Origin of the sequence: Algoriphagus aurantiacus (genome assembly GCF_035156405.1) — a bacterium.
GTDB lineage: Bacteria > Bacteroidota > Bacteroidia > Cytophagales > Cyclobacteriaceae > Algoriphagus > Algoriphagus aurantiacus.
Genome location: NZ_JAXRUT010000011.1, coordinates 41717 through 64491 on the forward strand (window position 1 = coordinate 41717; position 22775 = coordinate 64491).

The window sequence follows — 22775 nt, forward strand, 5'->3', positions numbered from 1 at the left end:
ACCCTGTAGATATAAAATTTTGTACAATTAAAAATAATAGATATATATTCTTTAAAACAGGCAAAACTCAAAATACAGCGACTTACGCTATCGATTGCGGGAGCATTTTATTAATTCGGTAATAATAAATTGCATTCATTACCAAATCATTAACAATCATCTTTTTTTATTGAAGTATTTGCAATTAATGTTTTCCCTTGTACCTTTGAATCATAATAACAAACCAATCGGCAACCCCGATGAAAACTGTAGCCCAAATTACCCCACCTAGAGACGGATCAGCCGTCTGGCGGTTACACAAAAATTAGAACCTATTCAAACCAATTATTAAAATGAAAAAATTATTCACATTGCTTTTTGTAGCGGGGATCGCTGCAGGAGCGTTTGCCAAATCAGAAGGTACATCAGTTCTAATCAGACAAACTGAAACTACTAAGGTAGCAGTATCCTTTAATGAAGCACCACAAGGAACAGTGATTGTAAGAATCACAGATTCTGAAGATCGTTTGATCTTAAGAGACAGAATTAACAAGGATGAAGCTTTTGCTAAGAAGTATGATCTTAAAGCTCTTCCTCAAGGAAGTTACTCTGTAGAAGTTATGGACGCTTCAGGCGTATTGAGAACTGCTACTTTCAACAATTACGTAGCAGAAACTCCAGCTGTATTCTCTAGAGTTTCTCCAATGGGAGGCAACAAATACAGATTGCTGGTAAGCAACCTAGACGCGAAGGACATCGAAGTAATGATTTACGATGGTGATCAATTGATCCACACTGAGAAAATCGATAATCCTCAAGGACTTCATAAAATCTACGCTATCGAAAGCGAAAGTGGAGCTGGTATCAACTTTAAAGTGAAAACTGCATCAGGATTTGAAGGATACGTAACTAGCCTATAAGCTAAACCAACGATTTAAATAAATGGACCCCGTTTGAGCAATCAAACGGGGTTTTGTTTTTATACTTTTTTTAACCGCTATAGTCACGGAGGTTAACATAGACTTTCAGAAACTACATGAATCAGGACTTCACAAACGGGGATGAAAGTGTACTTGTGAAATAGGGCTTCGACTTCGCTCAGACTGACCATTGTCTCTAATTCTAATCTTTGGCCTCCTACCACCTCCGTGACCACTGTGATTAACCAAGACATCCATAAAAAGCCATTCGTGCGACACGAACGACGGCGATGAATATCACTAATCTGTGGCCTCCATGTAAACCTCCGTGACCACCGTGGTTAAAGAACCGCAAAAAAAATACGGAGCATCTCTGCTCCGCATTATCTTATTTTCAGTTCCTATAGACAATTTTATGAACAACTCTTGAGACTGTTCACTGTAACTACCTATTTATTTTCCCAGCTAGCTTTTCCACCTTTGATAGAGTCAACATTTATGGAATAGTTAGACCCTGAAGACACAATCCACTTCACTTTTACTCCAGTCATTCCTGGAACATTAGCTACCAGAATTCTTTCAGGATTGTTTTTTTGCTCAGTTAACTTATTAAAATCTTCGTCTTCTACTACAAAACCGGCGACAACTTTAGCACCAGAGATGGTTACGTAGTCAGGTCTTTCGATTTTGTATTTGAGATCTTGGCTAGCGTGAGTTGGCATCAGCCGCTCATTGAAGATCGTGGCAGTAATAGCTTTCAAACCTCCACCCAGCTCTTCTTCTTTTACATCCATCACAGACAATTTTGGTGTATGATAAGCGTGATAAATCGTGAAGGCAATATTTCTATGTGCGTCTTGCTCAAGCAAAAACCCAGGATGAGCTCTACCGAAGTTCTTTTTAAACCCACCAATTTCCACTGTTCCAAATTGAGGGTGCTCAAACTCATGCCAGTTAACAAAAGCATCACCCATGGTCAATAACTCATCTACTTCGAACATCTCATTTTGGCCACCAGATTCCTTGTGGAAATAGAGGTATGGCACCATTAGCTCATTAGAGAAGGTGAACACCCCTCTGACTCCATAAAACCAATCCAACTCCCCACCAAAAACTGAATACAGATCTTTATAAACTGTCAGGTATCGGTAGCCAGGAATCATTTCTTGGCCTTTTTGCCCAAGTGCATCATAAATTCGAATGTCATTGCGATTGTAAGTGCTCACATCTTCTTCAGCTCCGGGACCACGAAGGATCATCCCGCCTGAATTGTGGAAGCTTTGAGCGCCTGCAATATTTGGGTGCTTCATCACGAATTCCATAATGGAGCGGTTTTCTGGAAGTGTAAATGGGTATTTCAAAGCACCACGCTGGATGTAATCCGGTTGCCAGTTCCAACCCCAGTCGCGGTTAGGATCATAATAGCCGACTCCATCGTCATTCACACGACCATCACCATCTAAATCAGTCCCCTCTTGACCAAGCATTTCGTACTCTCCTACTTTGTCAGACCCTACCATAATTAATTTTCTCGGATCCTGAGGATCTTTGATGTAGCGCCCGGTAGATGATTTTCGGATCATCATTGTAATGTGGCCATCTCCATCCAGATCATCCATAATATCCTCTCCAGCTACTCCATCACCATCATTATCGAGAATCATCATTCCAGATCGTGGGGAATTAGCTGTATTTGGCTCTAGGAAAAAGTTATTTCTCGCATCAGGATTGATCGTAGGAGTGATGTAAAAAACCTTGTCCTTCAATAGCTGCTGGATAAATTCATTATCTGCAAACATTTCGGTAAGATACCAAGCCCCGTAAAGAGAGAATTCTCCTCCCTGAATTTCATTAGAGTGAATATTCCCATCGATCCACATACCCGGTTTGTCGGTATCTTTTCCAGTGGAAAAATCTGTAATTGTCAGGGTCCACATATCGCGTCCTTCATACGATTTGCCAATAGATTCGAGCTTTGCGATATCTGGATGCGCTGCCACTATCTTTTTCATATTATCCACCAATCCTTCGTAAGTATAATATCGGTTGAAAGCAATTTCTACTTTGGGATTATGGGGGGTACCTATTGCACGGAAAAATTTCTCCTGTGCTTCTGCTTTATAACTTCCAAGGCTAAATACAACTAAAGCCAAGGCAACGATCAATTTTGTTGTTTTCATAAATTTCATGGCTTAAAGTTTTATAGTAGTAGAAGTGAACCCAGCATGTGAGGCACCGGCTTTTACAGTCACATTTCCAGCACCGCGGATGATCCATCTGAAACTTGATTTTTCGTAGGCACCAAGGGAGTTAATAAGTTTGATCTTATTCCCAGAGACGATTTCCTCAGCATCAGCATCTATGTCAATTCTGATTTTGCGTAGCCACCTGGATTTCTCTCCCATTTCTGAATGAGTTGGAATTGCAGAATTGTTGAACAAATCCATAGTCACACGGGTCAGTCCATTTCCCAGGGATTCAGTTTTAACATTATGAATTTCCAGTTTCGGCTGCATCTCCGCCAATTTCAGTATGAATTCCGTATGCTGATCTGCGATTTCGCTTACTTTTTCAAAAGGAGGAGTTGTCATCACAAAAGGCTTGATTCCACCAACTTCAACTTTTTTACCAGGAAAGTCAGGATGCTGTACTTCTGTCCATGGAACGAAAACATCATTCATCCCAAGTGAATCTGCCCAAGCCAAATAATTGGCTTCAGCATTTGACTTGCCTTTTCCAGTTGAATCTTTGTATTCAGGAATCCAATAGCCAGGGGTACCAAAGCTCAATCTGCCAAAATGGAAATAAGCCCACTGAAAGAAATCTCCATCTGTCCCTTGGTTGTCTTGCTGATACGCGTTCTGCTTCACTGTCTCTTTGTATAAATCTGAGACCATTGTATTAATCGCTTGATCTTTTTCCAAAATAGAAGTGACTACTCTTTTCTTTGCATTTCCAGCATTGTATTTCAATGGTGAAGACAAATTGTTGGCTGGGGAAAAAGTAACAAAAGCAAAAATATTCCACTGCTCAAACAAATAATCCAGCATTGCCCTAGACTCCTTCTGCGTCACGGGCATATCGCCTGCCAACGGTTCAAATACTGGGAATTTATAAGTCAAAGACTTATTGAAAGCAATTCCTTCTATCAAATCTTCAGCAAATTCACCGTCCTTGTCATCGTCCTTTGATTCTTTATGCAGGGAGTATTTACCTGCTTCGCCTTTGGATTTATCCGCTTTCACAAGTACTCGTTCATCTTCTTTTGAGAGCAAATAGTCGCCCATAGAATCTTCCACACGCATCATCGTAATCATTCCATCATTATTCAAATCCGTATAGCCACTTCCTCCTGGCGCGCCATCACGGTCATGATCCACGGATACTGCATTTCCTCTTCTCTCATATTTTAGTGAAGCATGATACTGCTCGTATGCATCTGGAGACATGTTTGGAAAAATGTAAAAAGTGGTAGTTTCAAGTGCATCTGAATGGTCTCTAACTAATTTTTCCGCAAACTGAACTGCTAACTCCACGCTCAAAACTTTGTAACCCTCCACTCCACCGACCACTGCAATGGCAGGCTTTTGATCCAGTAGTCCAGTACCTACTTTAAGCACCCAAATATCTTTGCCGCCTTCAGTTTTGGTGAGTGAGATGAGTTCAGCGGATGTATTGGAAGCTACACGCTGCAAACGCTGATTGAGCTGACTGAGCGTAGGATAATCGGACTGTGCAAAGGCAGTTCCCGAAAGGCACATACCTCCAATCAACAACCAACTAAGTAGTGTTTTTTTCATATGTTTATAAGTTAAATTTTTTAGTCCTTTTAGAGAAATAGTCGAGTGAGCCCACCGGGGCTAATAATTATCCCCTGTGTGAAGCTTGAGTCAAGCTCGATTTCATAAATCCATTGGGTTTTAATTTTCTGATTTGCCAAATCCTTAAAAAGATCGGTACCTAAATTTTACTAAAAATTCGGGAGAAAACGCCCTTTCCTTTTTCTGAATGCAGAAATAGCCCGTGAATGGATATTGATCGGGATAAATGGAGTTATAAAAGAGATGTTGGACAGATGAGGAAAATTCGCTTATTTAACAGCATCTCCTTTTCAAAATGTATCAAAAAGTAGCCCTTGCCATAGCTTTTTCTCCTCGGATGGAAGCTTTGATTTCTGAAACCAAACGACTCGTCCAGCTTTTTGGATCTGATCTGATTCTCATTCATATCGGCAAGAAAACCGATGAACTAGAAGCCAAACTAGACGAGATCATCACCAAAACAGGTTTGGACAACCTTAAAACCAAGCTTATCTGGAAAGAGGGAAAGCCTGTAAGAATGATCATCGAAGCGTGCAAAGAAGAAAAAGCTGATTTGTTGGTGGCCGGGGCCTTGAAACGCGAGGGATTTTTAACCTACTATATGGGATCAGTAGGTAGAAAAATTATCCGTAAAGCTCCATGCTCGGTTTTAACATTAATTGAACCCAAGATTGATTCTACAGTTTTTGAAAAAGTAGTTCTCAATGGAACCCAACTGGATATTACTGCTCATGTGATCGAGAGTGGAATTGATTTTTCCAAATACGTCAAAGCTGAACATGTTTATATCTTGAACGAAATAAAAATGTATGGTTTGCAGATGGGGACAGCAAGCGAAGATTCGGAAGAGGAAGCTTCACAGACTCGCCGACAGCTAGTGCAGAATGAAATGCAGTATGTGGAAGAGATTTTAAAAAAGATAGATAAGGGAAACTTGAAAATAAACATTAAAGTGACTGGTGGAAGATGGGCTGTGGAGTTAGCAAGGTTCTGTGAAAAAATCGACGCAGATCTTCTCGTCGTGGGAGATGATTATAATCTCAATTTCTTCGACAGAATTTTTCCACATCACTTGGAAGATTTATTGAGCACTTTGCCATGTAATTTACTTATCGTAAAAAATTAAACCTCCATGGAAACCTTAGACCATAAGGAGGTAATTAATTTACTCCTTCAACTCGCATCTATTCTTATTCTGGCAAGAGTCTTTGCTGAACTCGCAAGAAAATTCAAACAACCTGCCGTGGTGGGTGAAATATTTGCAGGAATTATCCTAGGACCAACCATCCTTGGAAATTTCTTCCCCGGTGCGCATGAATATTTATTTGGTGCGCATGAAATGACCAATATAGCCTTCGATGGCTTCGTGCAGATTTCCGTTGTGCTATTGCTATTCATCGCGGGTCTGGAAGTGGAACTGCATATTGTGTGGAGTCAGGGCAAAAAAGCTTTGTATATAGCAGTAGCCTCGATGGTCCTACCAATTATTGCTGGATTTGTGGTGGCGTACGCTTTCCCGGAGTTCCTGGGAGTCAATATCAATGACAGAGTAGTCGCTTCCACCTTTTTTGGACTGGCTATTTCCATCACAGGGCTCGCTATAGTGGCCAGAATACTTATGGATTTGAACCTGTTCAAAACCTCCTCAGGCTTGCTAATTATAGCCGGTGCGATGATAGTAGATGTACTCGGGTGGCTTGTATTCTCAGTGATTTTATCGCTATCAGAATCTGGAAGTGAAGGCTTGGGAGTTTGGCCCACCATTGGGCTAACCTTACTATTTACCCTAGTCATGTTGACTGTCGGAAAGGGACTGATCAATAAAGTACTGCCGTGGATCAACAAAAAGTTAGCATGGCCTGGAGGCTTACTCTCTTTATCATTGGCACTTTGCTTTTTGGCTGCATCATTCACAGAATTTATTGGAATCCATGCCATATTTGGTGCTTTCATCATTGGTGTAGCACTTGGAGATTCCGAGTATTTGACAGAAAAAGCCAAGGAAATTCTACACCAGTTCATCAACAATATTTTCGCCCCTATTTTCTTTGTTTCGATTGGACTGAAGGTAAACTTTATCACTGGATTTGACCCAGGAGTCGTCGGAGTTGTAATTATTGTCGGGTTAGTGACGAAATATTATGGAGCCTATTTTGGGGGACGACTCGCAGGAGTTCCACGCAAAGAATCCATCATCGCTGGCTTTGGCATGAGTACGCGTGGAAGTATGGATATTGTGTTGGGATTGATAGCTTTAGAGAATGGATTGGTAACTGAACCTCTCTTTATTGGATTGGTAATTTTGGCGATTATCGCCAGTATGAGTGCAGGTCCTTTGATTGGATGGGCGAGAAATCTGAAAATCTAAATGTTTTTTCAATGACCGATTCTGAAGATCAATTGGCGAAATCTAACAATCGGACGTATTTTTGGGTTCTGAATCAGAAATCCTCACAATAAGAGCAAACATGACTAAAACCGGAAAAACCGGCGTTTTGCTGGTTAACCTGGGAACTCCAGATAGTACCGCTACCGGCGACGTAAGAAAATACCTTCGTGAATTTCTAATGGACGGTCGTGTGATCGATATTCCATTTATCTCTAGGTGGATGCTGATCAATCTTATCATAGCACCTTTTCGCGCGCCTAAATCAGCTCACGAATACCGCAAACTTTGGACAGACCGAGGCTCTCCCTTGCTTTTTCATACAGAAGATCTTAGAGACCGATTGATAGAAAAGCTTGATCCCAAGCAGTACAAAGTGGCTATTGCGATGCGCTATCAAACACCCTCGATAGAAGCTGGTCTTACAGAATTACGAAAAGCACATGTGACCAAAATCATTGTATTGCCACTCTTTCCACAATATGCCTCTGCATCCACAGGGTCTGTTCAGGACAAAGTGATGGAAATAGCTAGAGGTTGGCAGATTATTCCTGACATTTCATTTATCAGTAATTTCATAGAGCATCCATTATTCCTGGAAGCTTGGGCGGAGCGTGGTAGAGCAATGCTAAAAGAAAAAGATTACGATAAAATTCTCTTCTCATACCACGGACTTCCTGAACGCCAGATTCTCAAAGGCTCAGTGGACGGTTATTGCCAACTTGGTGCCTGCTGTAATAAATATGGGGCAAAAAATCATTATTGCTATCGTGCTCAATGCTTTCAGACTACACGTCTGATTGCCGGTAAATTGGGAATCCCTGAAGAGAAGACGGTGAACTGCTTTCAGTCTAGATTAGGAAAAGACCCTTGGGTAAAACCATACACTGATGAAGTAATTGATGAATTGGCAGCGAAGGGTGTGAAGAAAGTACTTGCCTTTTCTCCTGCTTTTGTTGCTGACTGCCTAGAAACCACCGTGGAAGTAGCCGGAGAATACCGAGATAAATTCTTGGAAGCTGGCGGAGAAGAATGGGATTTGGTTCCAAGCTTGAATTCTGAAGATACTTGGGTGGAATGCGTGAAGGAAATGGTGCTGGAGCATTCCAGTGTTACTCATCAAGCGTCTTTTTAACCACGGGGAACGCGGAGATTTTCACGGAGAGCACAGTTCATTAGTGGGAGCCATGTAGTAACCATTCGAGTGACACGAACGGCGGCGTAGTAGAAGATCACGGTTGGCCTGCTTCTCCAGAAGCTGGACTTGATTTATTTAATTGAACTCCTCAAACAAAGGTTTTTGAATTTTTTAAATCGCAGATTTTAATCCGAAGTGTATAATAAATGGTTCAAAGTCTTTGTCATTGTGAAGAAGAACAACTTCATTTTTGATGCAAAATGTCGCAATCAAAACATCTATTGTTTTACGAATGGTAACTCCTTGTTTCCTTAAGAATCTGAAATGCTTAGCTGCCGAGATTGCTAAGTCTTTTCCTCCTAAATTGAAAAAATGCAAATCCTCGAAAAACTCTGTTGCATTTGAAAAGCTCTGATCAGAATTAAATCCTTGCAGAACTTCTGTCATTATCAAATCGCCCGTACAGATGATTTCCTTTCCTAGTATTTCATGCAAAAAATCAGTTTGTAAATTCTTTCTTCCGTTAAAATAGTCTATCCACACAGAAGAATCTACCAAAATCATGAGTCAGTCCGCATTTCTTCCAAATCACCCTCCCATTTCATTTTCCCTCGAAATTCCTTAATCCTTTTTTGTTTTTTTAAGGTCAGAATCAACCTCAAACCTTCCTCTACGGTAGCCTTCTTTGTAGTCAAGCCAGAAGCCTTCATTGCTTCTTCCATTAGCTTTTCATCAATTTCAATGTTCGTTCTCATGATGTGTATAATTTTATACAATATACACATTCTTAAATATCTCAAAAACTAGTTTACATCATGTATTTAGCCACTTCAACTTTACCCTCCTTAATCACCCATTTTGCATAGAACCTATTAACTTTGCCGCCATGAACGAGCGATACATGCAGCGCGGAGTTTCCGCCTCCAAAGAAGATGTGCATCAGGCCATTTCAAAACTTGATAAGGGGCTTTATCCAAAAGCATTTTGCAAAATCGTAGAAGACACCCTTGGGAACGATCCTGAATACTGCAATATCATGCATGCAGACGGCGCCGGTACCAAATCCTCATTGGCATATTCCTATTGGAAAGAAACTGGTGATGTAAGCGTATGGAAAGGAATCGCGCAGGACGCCATCATCATGAATACCGATGACTTGCTTTGTGTGGGTGCGATTAATAATATCCTCGTTTCATCTACCATAGGAAGAAACAAAAATCTAATTCCTGGGGAAGTGATCGCCGCGATCATCGAAGGCACTGAAGAGGTACTTCAAATGCTACGGGATAATGGAGTAAATGCAGTACTGACCGGAGGTGAAACTGCTGATGTCGGTGACTTGGTAAGGACAATAATCGTGGACAGTACCGTCACCTGTAGAATGCGACGCGATGAAGTGATCTCCAATGATCAGATTCAAGGTGGTGATGTGATCGTAGGTTTAGCTTCTTTTGGTCAGGCAAAATATGAAACATCCTATAATGGTGGCATGGGAAGCAACGGACTGACTTCTGCCCGCCATGATGTGTTCAATAAAGTTTTGAAAACAAAATACCCTGAGAGCTTTGATCCATCTGTACCGGAAGATCTTGTTTACTCTGGAAAATATAACTTGACCGATCCAGCTCCCGGCGCACCGGTGAATATTGGAAAGCTTGTACTATCTCCTACCAGAACTTATGCACCAATCATGGTAGATGTGCTCAATTACATGAGATCTAGAATTCATGGCTTGGTTCATTGCAGCGGTGGGGCGCAGACAAAAGTTCTTCACTTTGTTGATGATGTGCATGTGATCAAAGACAATCTTTTTGAGACTCCTCCACTATTCCAAATTATTCAGGAGGAAAGCGGTACGGATTGGAAAGAGATGTACAAAGTCTTCAACATGGGACACAGAATGGAAGTCTATCTTGATGAGCGTTATGCTGAGGAGATTATCGACATCGCCGAATCCTATGGTGTAGAAGCACAGATCATCGGTCGGGTAGAGCCTCACCAAGGCAAAAAAGTGACCATCAACAGCCCACACGGTACTTTTGAATACTAAGCAGAATGAGCGCTAAGAGCATCTTATTAAAAACAACGAAAGTCCTATGTTGGACTTTCGTTGTTTTGGTGGCAATTGCCTTGATCGTACTAACTAAAGTAGATCGCTCACCGATTCATGATCAGGATTTTTACACGGAAACTTTTGAGAGATTAAATCAAGCCACTTTTTCAAATTCTCAGGGTGACACTTGGATAGCTGGCTGGTCTAGGGTAAATATGACCCCAGCTGAGCCGGCAGATTTGGTAGGGTATGCACCTAGAGGAAAATACGAGTTTGTTCAGGATAGCAGCTACGTCAAAGCGCTGACACTTTCCAATGGAAAAGCTCGGGTTGCTTGGCTCAATTATGAATTGCTGATCGTACATCCTGCTTTGGCAGAACAAATTCAGAAGGCTATTAAAGAAGCAAAACTTCCGATAGAGCAGGTAATTTTCACTGCTACACACACCCACTCCGGAATGGGTGGATACATGCCTGGCCCAATGGGAGAAATGGCTTTCGGGGGCTATGACCAAAGCATGGTAGATATGATGGTTTCGCGTAGTCTTTCAGCTTTGCAAAAAGCCATTGCTGCCCAAGACACCGCTTCTATTTCCTACCGCAAATCAGATGCAGGTGATTTGGTAGCCAATAGATTTGTTAAAGATGGACCGACAGATCCATTTGTCCGCCAGCTTATTTTCACCAAAAAGTCTGGGGAAAAAGCCACTTTCCTTACCTATTCGGCGCATGCTACCACGATGAGCACCAAGTTTATGGGGCTGTCTGGGGACTATCCTTTTTATCTCACAAAAGAGCTGGAAGCTGGCGAGTTTGAATTTGCCATGTATGCTGCTGGCACTGTAGGAAGCCATAGGCCATTAAGACCAGGAAACACACCAGAAATGGTCGAACTGTATGCACATAAACTGGACTCGACTCTGAACTTACGGATGACTTATTTGGATACAGTAAGAAATTACCAGATCCGAACTGGCCACTTGCCGATTTCATTGCGAGCTCCGCAACTTAGGATTACAGATAACATTCGATTACGTCCCTGGCTGTTCAATTATTTGCTTGGCGAGACCAATGCTCATCTTGACATTACCCAAATAGGCAACACACTGATGATCGCATCAAGCGGAGAAATCTCCGGCGTATTCTATGAGGAATGGGAGAAGCTGTCGCAAAGCAAAGGCTTGAACTTGATTATCACTACTTTCAATGGTGGCTACATCGGCTACATTACTCCTGACGAATTATATGACGAAAACTACCATGAGGTGCGTGGAATGAATTGGTATGGCCCGGGAAATGGAAAATACTTTGAGGAGTTGATCAAAAAAGTAATCGAAAAAGCGGGAAATTAAGGAAGCATTTATATCCTAACAATTGTAGATTTTGTCCTGTATCCCATCCGCTGACATGATTTATCTTTGTAAAAAAGGATAATCCATGAAAGTCCAGAGTCAAGATTCCACACTACAGAGCATCTGCAAATGCACATGCCCAAGATGTCATACGGGTAAAATGTTTGCCGAAGCAAAACTTTCTAAACTATCCAGCCTATTTCAAATGAACAAGGTTTGCAGTCACTGCAATCAATCTTTTGAGCCTGAGCCTGGGTATTATTTTGGAGCCATGTTTATCAGCTATGCGATCAATACGGCTCTTTTCATCACTGCCTGGGTCATGCTGGAGGTGATTTACCCTGTCTATTCATTAAGCCTCTTATTGTCTGTGATAGGAGTTGCAGCGATCCTGTGTTTTCCGCTTATTTTTCGGCTCAGTAGGTCAATTTGGATCGCTATCTTCATTCCCTATAGCAAGGAAAAAGCCATCCAGAACTATGTTTCATAGAGACAGTTTTATTGGTTTTTGGCGGATTTTTGAGAAATTCATCTATGCTAAAGCAGACACTTCCGACTTATCAAATTCCCGATTTCGAAAATCCGTCAAATGCCCCTGATCACTTTTATTATTCACGGCTGAACAAGCACTTGATTACCCACCAGTTCATCCAAAAGCCACACAAACACGATTTTTTCATCCTAGTGTTGTTTACTCAAGGAAGGGGAAATCATCTCATCGATTTCAACTATTACTCGGTAAATCCTAATTCGGCATTTTTCCTTTCTCCTGGCCAGGTTCATTCCTGGACCTTATCAAAAGACACCAATGGCCATATTCTGTTTTTTAGCTCCGATTTCTACACTTCGCTGTTTCCGCTGACCAAACTAAACAGCTTTTCATTCTTTCACTCTAACCTCACCTCACCAAAGCTGGAGTTGCGGCCAGAAGAGATGAATGAGATGAATTTTTATATGGAAAAGATCGAGTCTGAGGTAATGCATCCGAGATGGGCGAGCCTTGATCTACTAAAATCCTTTACGGATATTCTGCTTACAAATGCTCACCGTATTTACATGGAGAAAAATCCAACGCCACTTCATCTAGAGCTCAGTTCGAGTCAATTCCAAAAACTTGAACTATTGATTGATTCAAATTTTTCCAATAACCGTGAAGTTAATTTTTATACAGATAGGATGAACATGACTCTCAAACAGCTTAACTCTCTGATCAAGAAAAAAGTAGGGAAAACCATTTCAAAATTAATTCAAGAAAGAGTCATGCTTGAAGCAAAGCGACTACTGGTTCATTCAGATTTAACTATTTCTGCAATAGCCTTTAGGTTGAAATTTGATGATCCAAGTTACTTCAGTAGATTTTTCAAAAACAATATTTCTCTCACCCCTGAGGAATTCCGTACGAGCGCTCATCATTCAGCTAGCCAGACCTGAGCCTTTACCCAGCCATCTAAAAAGCTTCTCTCACTGGTTTTCCGAAACCCACATTCCAAAAAAATATCCTCGTACTTGGGCAATGAAGGCCGAATATGCCCGACCACTATCCTAAAAAAAGAAATCATGGAGTAGTTCAAAATCTTCTGGGAAAGTTTTTTGGGCGCGAAAAAGTCGGCGAAATAGATTCTGGATTCTGGTTTCATGCATTTTTTGACTTCCATCAAAAGACTCTTTATCTGCCCATCGGACATCGTGTCCAACACAAAATGGAGCAAAATTTCACCAAAATCAACTTGTGGCTGATACCGGAAATAGCCAAGCTTAAAATCCAAGTTACTTCCGTTGAGATTTTGACGTGCTCTCTTCATCATCGCCTCCGAAATCTCCCAATATTCTCCCTGAATGTCACGCTGAAAAGCCTGGTAATCCCGTCCATCTCCGCCTCCTATTATCAGCGTATTTGACAATCGATCCCTCCTCAAAAAGCAGGTTTTCGAAAACTGCAGCTGATCCCCAAACACAAGTCTGACTAAAGGATTGTAAAATGGAGCTAGTAAACTGTAATGATCTTTCACTAGTTTAAAGGAATGAACTAATTCCCAAAATAACCTTATATGAAGAATCTATTTAAAACCATCGGCGGATTACGCCAACTTTTATCCAGTGTCGATCTCGATCAGATTTCCAAGCTGTCTCAAAAAGTAGATATATCTAAAATGGTTGGCTTGGTCTCACAGATGAGCGAAGAAGATCTGTCAAAAATGATGGGGATGCTCAAAGGCGGCAGCAAACCTAAAACCATCCCTCCCATCAATGGAGACTTTTACGAGTTAGGCCAAACCCTACAGCCCCATGAACGGGCAATCCAACTGCGGGTGCGTGAATTTATGGAACGGGAGATTAAGCCTATCGCCAATGACTATTGGAATCGAGGGGAATTTCCCATGCAGATCATTCCGAAAATGGCCGAATTAGATATTGCTGGGTTGACATATCAGGGCTACGGCTGCCCAGGCCACTCTGCTTTGCTGGAAGGATTTATAGCCATGGAAATGGCAAGAGTAGACACTTCAATCTCTACATTTTTCGGAGTGCAAAGTGGGCTGGCAATGGGCTCTATCTACCTTTGTGGATCGGAAGACCAGAAATTAGAATGGCTGCCATCTATGCAGAAATTTGAGAAAATCGGTGCATTTGGCTTAACAGAACCCGATGTAGGATCTGGTGTAGCAGGTGGTTTGACTACAACCTGCAAGCGAGAAGGCGATGCTTGGGTACTCAATGGCCAGAAGAAATGGATAGGAAATGCCACCTTCTCAGATATGACAATTATTTGGGCTCGAGACTTGGAAGATCAGCAAGTCAAAGGATTTATCGTGAGAAAAGGCAATCCGGGATTTCTCGCAGAAAAACTGGAAGATAAAATGGCGTTGCGAACAGTGCAAAATGCCTTGATCACACTAACAAATTGTGAAGTCCCAGAATCGGATAGATTGCAGGAAGCAAATTCATTCCGGGACACATCAAAAGTTCTCCGGATGACAAGAGCAGGTGTAGCATGGCAAGCCGTAGGATGTGCCCGAGGTGCTTATGAGTTGGCTTTGGCTTATACTAATGAGCGTAAGCAATTCGGAAGACCTATTGCATCTTTCCAGCTTGTTCAAGATCTTTTGGTCACTATGTTAGGAGATTTGACAGCGATGCAAACGATGGTTTTCCGCCTTTCAGAAATGCAGGATGCTGATATTCTAAAGGATGAGCATGCCTCTTTGGCTAAGGTATTCTGCACATTGAGAATGCGCTCCATTGTAGATCATTCCCGGGAGCTCTTTGGAGGAAATGGTATATTGCTCCGCTATGACATCGCGAGATTTGTAGCTGATGCCGAGGCAGTTTATAGCTATGAAGGCACCAAGGAAATCAACTCACTGATCGTAGGTCGTGCGATTACAGGACATAGTGCTTTTGTCTAAAGCACTAGCAAAATCGCTGGCAGCAGAAATACAATTTCCATCCGCATTCTGATTTGCTCCGGGCTTAAGCCACAGTTGAAAAAGCTCAAATAATGTAAGAACAACATAATCACTAGTAAACCCGGGAAGATTCTGTACAAAGAATTTACCAGTAGCAATCCAATTAAAGCAAGTAAAATCAAGCCGATTGCCAGCTGCCTAATTCTTGGATTGAGTCTATCCTGAGGAATTAGTGTGGCAATGGATGAAAACCCAGCTTCTTTGTCCGACTCAGTATCCAAGCTGGATAGCATAATCAGATTCAAATAGGCCAATCCCATGTATAGAATTGTCAGGCCAAAAGCTGTCCATGTATAGTCGATTTCAGGCGTTTCATACCATGGCAACCATGCAATACCCACCACGTAGAATACCGCTGAGCTGAGTTCTTTCAGGCGAACTTGCTTTGCTGCCAATTTTCTGACCCCAAGCATAATCGCCAAAATCAATACACCGAGTCCAGCTCCAACAATCAACTCTTGGGAAAACCCAAAGAATTGTATCGCCCAAACCAATCCAACACAGCCAACTATCCCTAGTATGACTAACAAGGGTTTCTGATAAATAAGGTGAAAATGATGCCTGTCTTTCCCATGATCTGGAGCCAACTTCCTGGCATCCATCAAATGGTCTGCTGTATAAATACACCAAACAGCCATCCCTAGTAGGGCATATTCCTGCCAGTCCAGCTCAACTCTTAATACCCGTGTAAAAAAAAGCATTCCCGTCATAGCCCCGAGAACCACATCAATAGAAAGCCATGTAATGCGTTGATATAATCTGAAAAGAAAGTGCACGGATTAAAGATAGCTGGAATAGACAAAAGTCCATAGTTGGTCAGTAAATGCTCAGGTATAATCCCTATTTTACCAATCAATTCTCAACCCATATACCTAATCATATGAAAAAATTCAATTTACTTTTAGTAGCACTTTTCGCTTTTGCAACGGTCGCCTTTGCGCAAGCCCCCATCAAAGTAGCCTGTGTAGGCAACAGCATCACGCAAGGGCCAGGCAGAGACAATCCTGAGAGTTACCCACTTCAGATGCAGGCAATTTTGGGTGATGCATATGAAGTAGCCAATTTTGGAGTAAGCGGTAGAACTTTATTACGCAAGGGAGATTATCCGTATTGGAATGAGCCACAGTTTCAGCAAGTGAAAGATTTTCAGGCGGACATTCTCGTGATTATGCTGGGTACGAATGACTCTAAACCCCAGAACTGGAAATATGCTTCGGAATTCAGACAGGACTACCTGGATATGATAGCTGAGTTCAAAAAGACCATGCCAGCAGACGGCAAAGTATATGTAATCATGCCAGTGCCTGTAACCCGTGAAAATTTCGGAATCACTCCCGAAGTGATGAATAATGAGCAGCGAATGATGATCATGGATATAGCTAGGGATTCAGGTTCTGAGTTGGTGGATTTATATACTCCATTGATGGACAAGGCTGATTTACTTCCTGACGGCGTACATCCCAATACCGAAGGCTTGGGGATTATGGCTAGTGTGATTGCTCGGGCGATTAGGTTGTAGGAAGAGGGAGGTTGGAAGTTGGAAGTCCGATGTTTGGTAAAACCCTCTAGGTTTTTAGAAATCTGGGGGGGGTTGGTTTTTTATTGCCTACAAACCCAATCTGCTTCCACTCTCCCTCGATGGGATCATTTTCTCTTTGATGGATGGAAAAACGGAGATAGGAAACTGAGATTGCTTCTTCACTAATACATCGCTCAGTCGTATCCGATAGCTACCTGATGACGATCTGTTGACCAAATCAGTATAAAAAAAGCTTTATGAATTAGGACTTCCCGCCTTCGGCGATTCTGACATTCAGGATAAAACTAATTTGACTAATATTGAATAACTATGTTGCGCTCTCTGCGTGACCTCTGTGGTAAAAACCATTCTTGCTATACCAGCAGTAAAAACAAAAAAACCACAACCCTTGCGAGTTATGGTTTTGGAAAGTAGGTCTATCGTTTCTTACTTACCTCCAAGTGCATTAGCACCAGAGACTATTTCTAGAATTTCATTTGTAATAGCTGCCTGACGTGTTCTATTGTACATCAATCGTAGCTCTTTCAGCAATTCACCGGCGTTTTCTGTCGCCTTATCCATCGCAGTCATTCTAGCGCCATGCTCTGATGCATTGCTTTCTAGAATAGCCTTATAAAATTGGATCTTCAATGAAGTAGGAACCAACTCTTCGATAATGTACTTTCTGGATGGTTCCAAAAGGTAATCTGTATCAGGTGTTTTCTCTTCTTCAGAGGAATCTTCTTTTGCCATTGGCAGAAATTGCTCCAACTGAACTTCCTGCGTAGCTACGTTTTTGAATTCGTTGAAAACCAGTACAACCTGATCGTATTCTCCTGCAATAAATGAGTTCATCGCATATTCTGCTGCATTTCTCACATTGTCGAAAGTAAGATCCTGAAATACCTGATAGTAATCAGATACCATCTTGACTTCACGCTTTTTGAATGCTTCAAACGACTTTTTACCAATAGGAAGAATAGTGATATCCTTACCGGCAAACTGTCCAGCTATAGCAAGATTTACTGCTTTAATGATATTTGAATTGAAAGCACCACAAAGTCCTTTGTCCGAAGTCACAGCAATGATCAAGACATTTCTTACTTCTCGCTTTTGAGCAAAAACAACATCTGCCGCTCCATCAGAAGACGCTGATACGTTATTCAGGATCTGTGTCAACTTCTGAGAGTAAGGACGCATCTGTACGATTTTGTCCTGAGCTCTTCTAAGTTTGGCGGCGGACACCATTTTCATGGCCTTAGTAATCTGCTGGGTAGAGACTACTGAGGTTATCCGTTCCTTTACTTCCTTAAGGTTAGCCATCTTGCTTGCGTTGTGCTAGGGTATAAATAACCGGAAGGCTGCTGCCCCCCGGAATTCAAATCAATTATTTTGCGAATTTAGGAGCTAATTCTGCAGCTGCCTTGGAAAGAATTTTTCCTGCTCCATCCACGTCACCTTTTAGGATCAACTCAAGAGCCTCAGGATAAGAAGTATCCAATAGTGTATAGAATTCTTTCTCAAATGCTCTGGCTTTTTCCACAGGAACTGTATCCATCAATCCTTTGGTAGAAGCGTAGATAATAGCTACCTGATGCTCTACAGATACTGGAGAGTACTGAGCTTGCTTCAAGATCTCTTGGTTTCTTCTTCCTCTCTCGATAGTACGTTTGGTAGTGGCATCTAGATCAGAACCAAACTTAGAGAATGCTTCCAATTCACGGAAGGCTGCCTGATCCAATTTCAAAGTACCGGCAATTTTCTTCATTGCTTTGATCTGTGCGTTACCACCTACTCTAGATACAGAGATACCTACGTTAATCGCAGGACGGATACCAGAGTTGAACAAGTTAGTTTCAAGGAAAATCTGACCGTCAGTAATAGAGATTACGTTAGTCGGGATATATGCGGAAACGTCACCAGCTTGAGTTTCGATAATTGGAAGTGCTGTCAAAGACCCGCCACCTTTTACCAAATGCTTGATAGAATCTGGCAAATCGTTCATCTCCTGAGCGATTTTATCAGACTTATTGATTTTCGCAGCTCTTTCGAGCAATCTTGAGTGAAGGTAGAATACGTCACCAGGATAAGCTTCACGTCCCGGAGGTCTTCTCAATAGTAGAGATACTTCACGGTAAGCTACTGCTTGCTTAGAAAGATCATCATAGACAACCAATGCCGGACGACCTGTATCCCGGAAAAATTCACCGATGGAAGCTCCGGTAAATGGCGCAAAGAACTGCATTGGAGCTGGCTCAGATGCCGGAGCCGCAACTACCACTGTATAAGGAAGTGCTCCACCTTTTTCTAAAGCTGCTACTACACCAGCAACGGTAGATGCTTTCTGACCGATCGCAACGTAGATACAGAAAACTGGCTCACCTTTATCGTAAAATTCTTTTTGGTTCAAAATAGCATCGATAACTACGGCAGTCTTACCAGTCTGACGGTCACCAATTACTAATTCTCTTTGTCCTCTACCGATTGGAATCATCGCATCAATAGATTTGATACCTGTCTGAAGAGGCTCGGTTACCGGCTGACGATAGATTACACCTGGAGCTTTACGCTCCAAAGGCATTTCGTACAAGTCACCAGTGATAGGGCCTTTACCGTCGATAGGATTACCCAAGGTATCCACTACACGGCCAAGCATCCCTTCACCTACTTGAAGTGAAGCAATTCTCTTAGTTCTCTTTACTGTATCACCTTCTTTAACCCCTTTGGAATCACCGAAAAGTACAGCTCCTACATTGTCTTCCTCAAGGTTAAGTACCATTGCTTTCAGACCATTGTCGAATTCGAGCAATTCACCGGACTGCGCCTTAGAAAGTCCATAGATACGAGCGACACCATCCCCCACTTGAAGGACTGTACCCACTTCTTCGAGTTCAGCTTCGGTTCTTGCACCAGAGAGTTGCTCCCTTAAAATTGCCGAAACTTCATCAGGTCTTACTTCTGCCATGATATATTAAGATTATGCTTTTGATTAAATTTTACTATCGTAATGATTTTGGGCAAACCGAGTTTTCAATTGTCTTAGTTTGCTACTCAATGACTCGTCAAGCTGACGATCATTTATTTTCAAAATATATCCGCCTATTAAGTCTGGATTTATTTTCTCTACCAACTGTACTGTCTGCTTACCAGAAATCTCTTTCACTACCTCAGCAAACTCCTTACGAAGCATGTCATCAATAGGGAAAGTTGTAGTCACTTCAGCTACCTGAATAGACTTATGTAGATTATATTGGTTTTCAAACTCCTTTGCTACATCAAGAAGAATCCCTTCCCTATTCTTTCGGGAAACGATCACAAAGAACGTCATCGTAAGTGGATCAGATTCTTTAGCAAAAAGTGCTTTTAGAATATTCAGTTTCTTATCAGAATTGATCACTGGATTCTTAAGAACCACTTCCAATTCGTAATCACTATCTGCCAAAGCAGTCAGCCTTTGAAAATCTCTATGCACCTCCTCTAGTCTTCCTTTTTCCAAAGAAAGTTCCATGATTGACTTGGCATAGCGGGATGCTACTCTCTGGTTTGACATGGAGGTGTATTAGTTAAGCTTAAGTTCTTTGATGAATCCTTCTACCAAATCCTTTTGAGACTTGTCATCAGAAAGATTTGCTCTCAACAATTTCTCTGTAATGTCCAAAGAAAGAGAAGCAACCTGATTTTTCACATCTGCCAAAGCAGCTTTCTTCTCAGTTTCGATGACTGCTTTAGCATTCTCTATCATTTGAGCGCCAACTTTCACGGCATCCGCTTTAGCCTCATCGATCATTTTCACAGAAGTATCCTGAGCCTTCTTCAAAATTGTATCTCTTTCCAGTCTGGCCTCAGCAAGAAGTTTCTCATTCTCCGCTTTCAAGTTTGCCATTTCATTTCTGGCAGTCTCAGCAGCTTTCAATGCATTATTGATACTACCTTCTCTTTCGTCCAAAGCAGCTAGCATAGGCTTCCACGCAAACTTGATTAGAATGAAAAGTAGGCCCAAAAAGCCAAATAATTGCCAGAAAATAAGACCGGTACCTGGTGTAATTAAATCCATGGAGTATGTTTTATTTCAGATTGTTCAATAGAAGAAAGAAAAGGGAAAAGCCTAACGCCAATCCCTTTTCAATGTAAATTATGCGATCTCCGCGATGTTTAGCGCGATCAACAAACAGATTACCGCTGCGAACAGGGAAACCACCTCAATCAAGGCTGCAATAATCAACATTGCACCCTGGATTTTACCAGCAGCCTCAGGCTGACGAGCAATAGCTTCCATAGCCTGACCACCAATACGACCGATACCTAGGCCTGCGCCAATCGCAACAATACCTGCACCGATACCAGCTCCCATTAGAGCGTAACCAGCAGTCAACAAGATAATAGTTAACATAAGTTTGAATTTATAAATTGAACAAAGAAATTACTAAAATTAATGATCTGCATGAGAATGGTCGGCTACTGCAGAACCAATGTACATCGCTGAGAACAACGTGAATACATAAGCCTGAATAGTAGCAACTAATATCTCAATTAGATTTATAAAGGTAACCATCAGGGTACTTGCCACACCGATAGTATACGATTCGAAAATAAAGGCCAAAGCTATAAAGCCTAGGATTACAATGTGTCCTGCTGTAATGGCCACGAAAAGTCGAACCATCAAAGCGAAAGGCTTGGTAAACAAACCAATAATCTCTACAGGAACGATAATCAGCAACATCAGTGGCGGTACACCTGGCGTCATAAAGACGTGCTTCCAGTAATCTTTATTACCATTCACATTGGTGATGATAAATGTCAATACTGCCAACACCATGGTGACTGCAATATTTCCAGTCATGTTAGCAGCTCCTGGGATAAGCCCAAGTAAGTTACCAAACCATACAAAAAGGAAAAGTGTAATCAAGTAAGGCACAAAGCGCTTATACTGTGGGCCAATAGCCTCTTTTGCAATATCATCTCGTACGAAAATAACAATTGGCTCAATGATCGCAGCGGCACCTTTTGGAGCGACAGCACCGTTTTTCTTGTAGAATGAAGCCGCAGAAAGAGCTAACCAACCAACTACGATTAACACTATAAATAGCATAACCACGTTTTTGGTGATGGAGAATTCAATGAAGCTCGCTCCATCTACTCTACCTAAATGGTCATGCTCATCGATGAAGTATCCTTCGTGTGCATACTCTTGACCAAAGGCATGAGTTTCGTGATTTTGAAAATCAGAAGATTTAAAAAACTCTAATCCTCTATCACCAGAATAGACGATAACAGGAAGAGGAAGAGTGACATGAGTATGTCCCAAAGTCACCAAATGCCATTCATGTGAATCCTTCACGTGATGCATGATGAAGCTAGTCTTGTCTTCTTCTTGCCCTGCGGCAAAAGTGCTGCTATTAAAAACGAGCAAAAATGCTGAAATTAAAAGACTTAGGGCCAGTATTTTACGCTTCATTAACTCTATTTTTTGAGGGCTACTTTGAAATCGGGCGCAAGTTAGACAGAAAGGTGTAGATATCAAAAACTAAGTAGAACAAAAAAACTACGAAGAAATCTGCGATAAACAGAATTATCTTCTCCATCCCTGGCCAAACAGCCAATCCTATAAAGACAATTGTAGCTATAAATCTCAGAATCATAGCTAATACCATGATATTGAAGAAATTTTCTGCAAATGATTTCAACAGAAACCCGTTCAATAAGCTGATCAAAAAGGACAGAATTAGCATGAAAAAATAAATGTTCCAGATCTTTTCGTGTACAATATCCGGCAATAAAACACAAAATAAACCGATCAACCCTGCGACGGCAGCTGAGAAAAGCAGGAATTGAAGGTGCATATTTTTAGGCAAGCGCATAGTTTTTGACTTTTGCCTGCAAAATTACTTCATTTTTTTTAACTCACTTATTATCCTGCTTCATGGACATCCAGAGCTGGTAGAAAGCAAGGATAATCGACAGGAAACAGAACAGAAGTAACCAGATGGGAAATTTCATATCGCTTTTCTGTTGTAGCCACCAGCCAAACCAAGTTCCTGCCCCTATTATCCCAAAAAGCTGAAAGGAAAGTCCTATGTATTTCACATAAACCGGGGTACCCTTTGGCTTGTAATCTTTATCGTCTTGGCTCATAACAACTG

At 41.6% G+C, this 22775-nt stretch carries 24 protein-coding genes; 10 read left to right on the forward strand and 14 right to left on the reverse strand.

The genetic code is table 11. The features are described 5' to 3' along the window. Positions 1-332: 332 nt before the first annotated feature. The gene (locus SYJ56_RS12375; protein ID WP_323834498.1) at positions 333-899 is read left to right on the forward strand and encodes a hypothetical protein; all 567 of its coding nucleotides are present in this window, start codon (positions 333-335) and stop codon (positions 897-899) included. Between the two features lie 449 nt (positions 900-1348). Here the strand turns inward: SYJ56_RS12375 and SYJ56_RS12380 are convergent, their stop codons facing one another. Continuing rightward, complete coding sequence (locus tag SYJ56_RS12380; RefSeq protein ID WP_416377800.1) at positions 1349-3079, reverse strand: M14 family metallopeptidase; 1731 nt, start codon at positions 3077-3079, stop codon at positions 1349-1351. A gap of 12 nt (positions 3080-3091) precedes the next feature. Then, entirely contained in the window at positions 3092-4699 is a 1608-nt protein-coding gene (locus tag SYJ56_RS12385; RefSeq protein ID WP_323834501.1) for a M14 family metallopeptidase, read from the reverse strand. Positions 4700-5015: 316 nt separating this feature from the next. Here SYJ56_RS12385 and SYJ56_RS12390 point away from each other — a divergent pair, with 316 nt between their 5' ends. The 3 genes from SYJ56_RS12390 to hemH all read left to right on the forward strand — a co-directional run bounded on the left by SYJ56_RS12390 (position 5016) and on the right by hemH (position 8241). Next, complete coding sequence (locus tag SYJ56_RS12390; RefSeq protein WP_323834503.1) at positions 5016-5846, forward strand: universal stress protein; 831 nt, start codon at positions 5016-5018, stop codon at positions 5844-5846. A 6-nt stretch (positions 5847-5852) separates the two neighbouring features. Further along, the gene (locus SYJ56_RS12395; RefSeq protein WP_323834504.1) at positions 5853-7088 is read left to right on the forward strand and encodes a cation:proton antiporter; all 1236 of its coding nucleotides are present in this window, start codon (positions 5853-5855) and stop codon (positions 7086-7088) included. 100 nt (positions 7089-7188) lie between these two features. Beyond that, complete coding sequence (hemH, locus tag SYJ56_RS12400; protein ID WP_323834505.1) at positions 7189-8241, forward strand: ferrochelatase; 1053 nt, start codon at positions 7189-7191, stop codon at positions 8239-8241. Between the two features lie 174 nt (positions 8242-8415). On the opposite strand, the gene vapC is transcribed toward hemH, so the two are convergent. Together vapC and SYJ56_RS12410 are read right to left on the reverse strand one after the other, a co-directional pair. Next, positions 8416-8808 carry a type II toxin-antitoxin system VapC family toxin gene (vapC, locus tag SYJ56_RS12405; protein WP_323834506.1) on the reverse strand — a complete coding sequence of 131 codons (393 nt, stop codon included), beginning with the start codon at positions 8806-8808 and terminating at the stop codon, positions 8416-8418. Continuing rightward, entirely contained in the window at positions 8805-8999 is a 195-nt protein-coding gene (locus tag SYJ56_RS12410; protein ID WP_323834507.1) for a type II toxin-antitoxin system VapB family antitoxin, read from the reverse strand. Before SYJ56_RS12410 ends, vapC begins: the two co-directional genes overlap by 4 nt. Before the next feature lie 131 nt (positions 9000-9130). On the opposite strand from SYJ56_RS12410, the gene SYJ56_RS12415 reads away from it, so the two are divergent. The 4 genes from SYJ56_RS12415 to SYJ56_RS12430 all read left to right on the forward strand — a co-directional run bounded on the left by SYJ56_RS12415 (position 9131) and on the right by SYJ56_RS12430 (position 13080). Next, on the forward strand, positions 9131-10294 hold the full coding sequence (locus tag SYJ56_RS12415) for an AIR synthase related protein (RefSeq protein WP_323834508.1): 1164 nt from the start codon (positions 9131-9133) through the stop codon (positions 10292-10294). Positions 10295-10299: 5 nt separating this feature from the next. Then, complete coding sequence (locus SYJ56_RS12420) at positions 10300-11649, forward strand: neutral/alkaline non-lysosomal ceramidase N-terminal domain-containing protein (protein WP_323834510.1); 1350 nt, start codon at positions 10300-10302, stop codon at positions 11647-11649. A gap of 205 nt (positions 11650-11854) precedes the next feature. Continuing rightward, positions 11855-12139, forward strand: a complete 285-nt coding sequence (locus SYJ56_RS12425; RefSeq protein ID WP_323834512.1) for a DUF983 domain-containing protein — start codon at positions 11855-11857, stop codon at positions 12137-12139. 44 nt (positions 12140-12183) lie between these two features. Next, positions 12184-13080, forward strand: coding sequence for a helix-turn-helix domain-containing protein (locus SYJ56_RS12430; RefSeq protein ID WP_323834514.1), 897 nt, complete (start codon positions 12184-12186; stop codon positions 13078-13080). Here the strand turns inward: SYJ56_RS12430 and SYJ56_RS12435 are convergent. Beyond that, positions 13059-13658, reverse strand: coding sequence for a class I SAM-dependent methyltransferase (locus tag SYJ56_RS12435; RefSeq protein ID WP_323834516.1), 600 nt, complete (start codon positions 13656-13658; stop codon positions 13059-13061). The genes SYJ56_RS12430 and SYJ56_RS12435 overlap by 22 nt on opposite strands. Positions 13659-13697: 39 nt before the next feature. Here SYJ56_RS12435 and SYJ56_RS12440 point away from each other — a divergent pair, with 39 nt between their 5' ends. Continuing rightward, positions 13698-15056 (forward strand): acyl-CoA dehydrogenase family protein, encoded by a 1359-nt coding sequence (locus tag SYJ56_RS12440; protein ID WP_323834517.1) that lies wholly within the window; start codon positions 13698-13700, stop codon positions 15054-15056. On the opposite strand, the gene SYJ56_RS12445 is transcribed toward SYJ56_RS12440, so the two are convergent. Beyond that, positions 15053-15892, reverse strand: coding sequence for a hypothetical protein (locus SYJ56_RS12445; protein WP_323834519.1), 840 nt, complete (start codon positions 15890-15892; stop codon positions 15053-15055). The genes SYJ56_RS12440 and SYJ56_RS12445 overlap by 4 nt on opposite strands. Positions 15893-15996: 104 nt before the next feature. On the opposite strand from SYJ56_RS12445, the gene SYJ56_RS12450 reads away from it, so the two are divergent. After that, positions 15997-16635: a GDSL-type esterase/lipase family protein gene (locus tag SYJ56_RS12450; protein ID WP_323834520.1), complete on the forward strand. Its 639-nt coding sequence runs from the start codon at positions 15997-15999 to the stop codon at positions 16633-16635. 447 nt (positions 16636-17082) lie between these two features. Here SYJ56_RS12450 and atpG read toward each other — a convergent pair whose 3' ends face one another. From atpG to SYJ56_RS12490, 8 genes are all read right to left on the reverse strand, one after another. After that, positions 17083-17958: an ATP synthase F1 subunit gamma gene (gene atpG / locus SYJ56_RS12455; protein WP_323834522.1), complete on the reverse strand. Its 876-nt coding sequence runs from the start codon at positions 17956-17958 to the stop codon at positions 17083-17085. 64 nt (positions 17959-18022) lie between these two features. Next, complete coding sequence (gene atpA / locus SYJ56_RS12460; protein ID WP_323834524.1) at positions 18023-19600, reverse strand: F0F1 ATP synthase subunit alpha; 1578 nt, start codon at positions 19598-19600, stop codon at positions 18023-18025. A gap of 24 nt (positions 19601-19624) precedes the next feature. Next, on the reverse strand, positions 19625-20185 hold the full coding sequence (atpH, locus tag SYJ56_RS12465) for an ATP synthase F1 subunit delta (RefSeq protein WP_323834526.1): 561 nt from the start codon (positions 20183-20185) through the stop codon (positions 19625-19627). A 9-nt stretch (positions 20186-20194) separates the two neighbouring features. Then, positions 20195-20689: a F0F1 ATP synthase subunit B gene (locus SYJ56_RS12470; RefSeq protein WP_323834528.1), complete on the reverse strand. Its 495-nt coding sequence runs from the start codon at positions 20687-20689 to the stop codon at positions 20195-20197. A gap of 78 nt (positions 20690-20767) precedes the next feature. Next, positions 20768-21025, reverse strand: coding sequence for an ATP synthase F0 subunit C (atpE, locus tag SYJ56_RS12475; protein ID WP_111318661.1), 258 nt, complete (start codon positions 21023-21025; stop codon positions 20768-20770). Between the two features lie 39 nt (positions 21026-21064). Next, positions 21065-22090 (reverse strand): F0F1 ATP synthase subunit A, encoded by a 1026-nt coding sequence (atpB, locus tag SYJ56_RS12480; RefSeq protein WP_323834530.1) that lies wholly within the window; start codon positions 22088-22090, stop codon positions 21065-21067. Between the two features lie 19 nt (positions 22091-22109). Continuing rightward, on the reverse strand, positions 22110-22475 hold the full coding sequence (locus tag SYJ56_RS12485; RefSeq protein ID WP_323834532.1) for a hypothetical protein: 366 nt from the start codon (positions 22473-22475) through the stop codon (positions 22110-22112). Positions 22476-22536: 61 nt separating this feature from the next. Further along, entirely contained in the window at positions 22537-22767 is a 231-nt protein-coding gene (locus SYJ56_RS12490; RefSeq protein ID WP_323834534.1) for an AtpZ/AtpI family protein, read from the reverse strand. Positions 22768-22775: the final 8 nt, after the last annotated feature.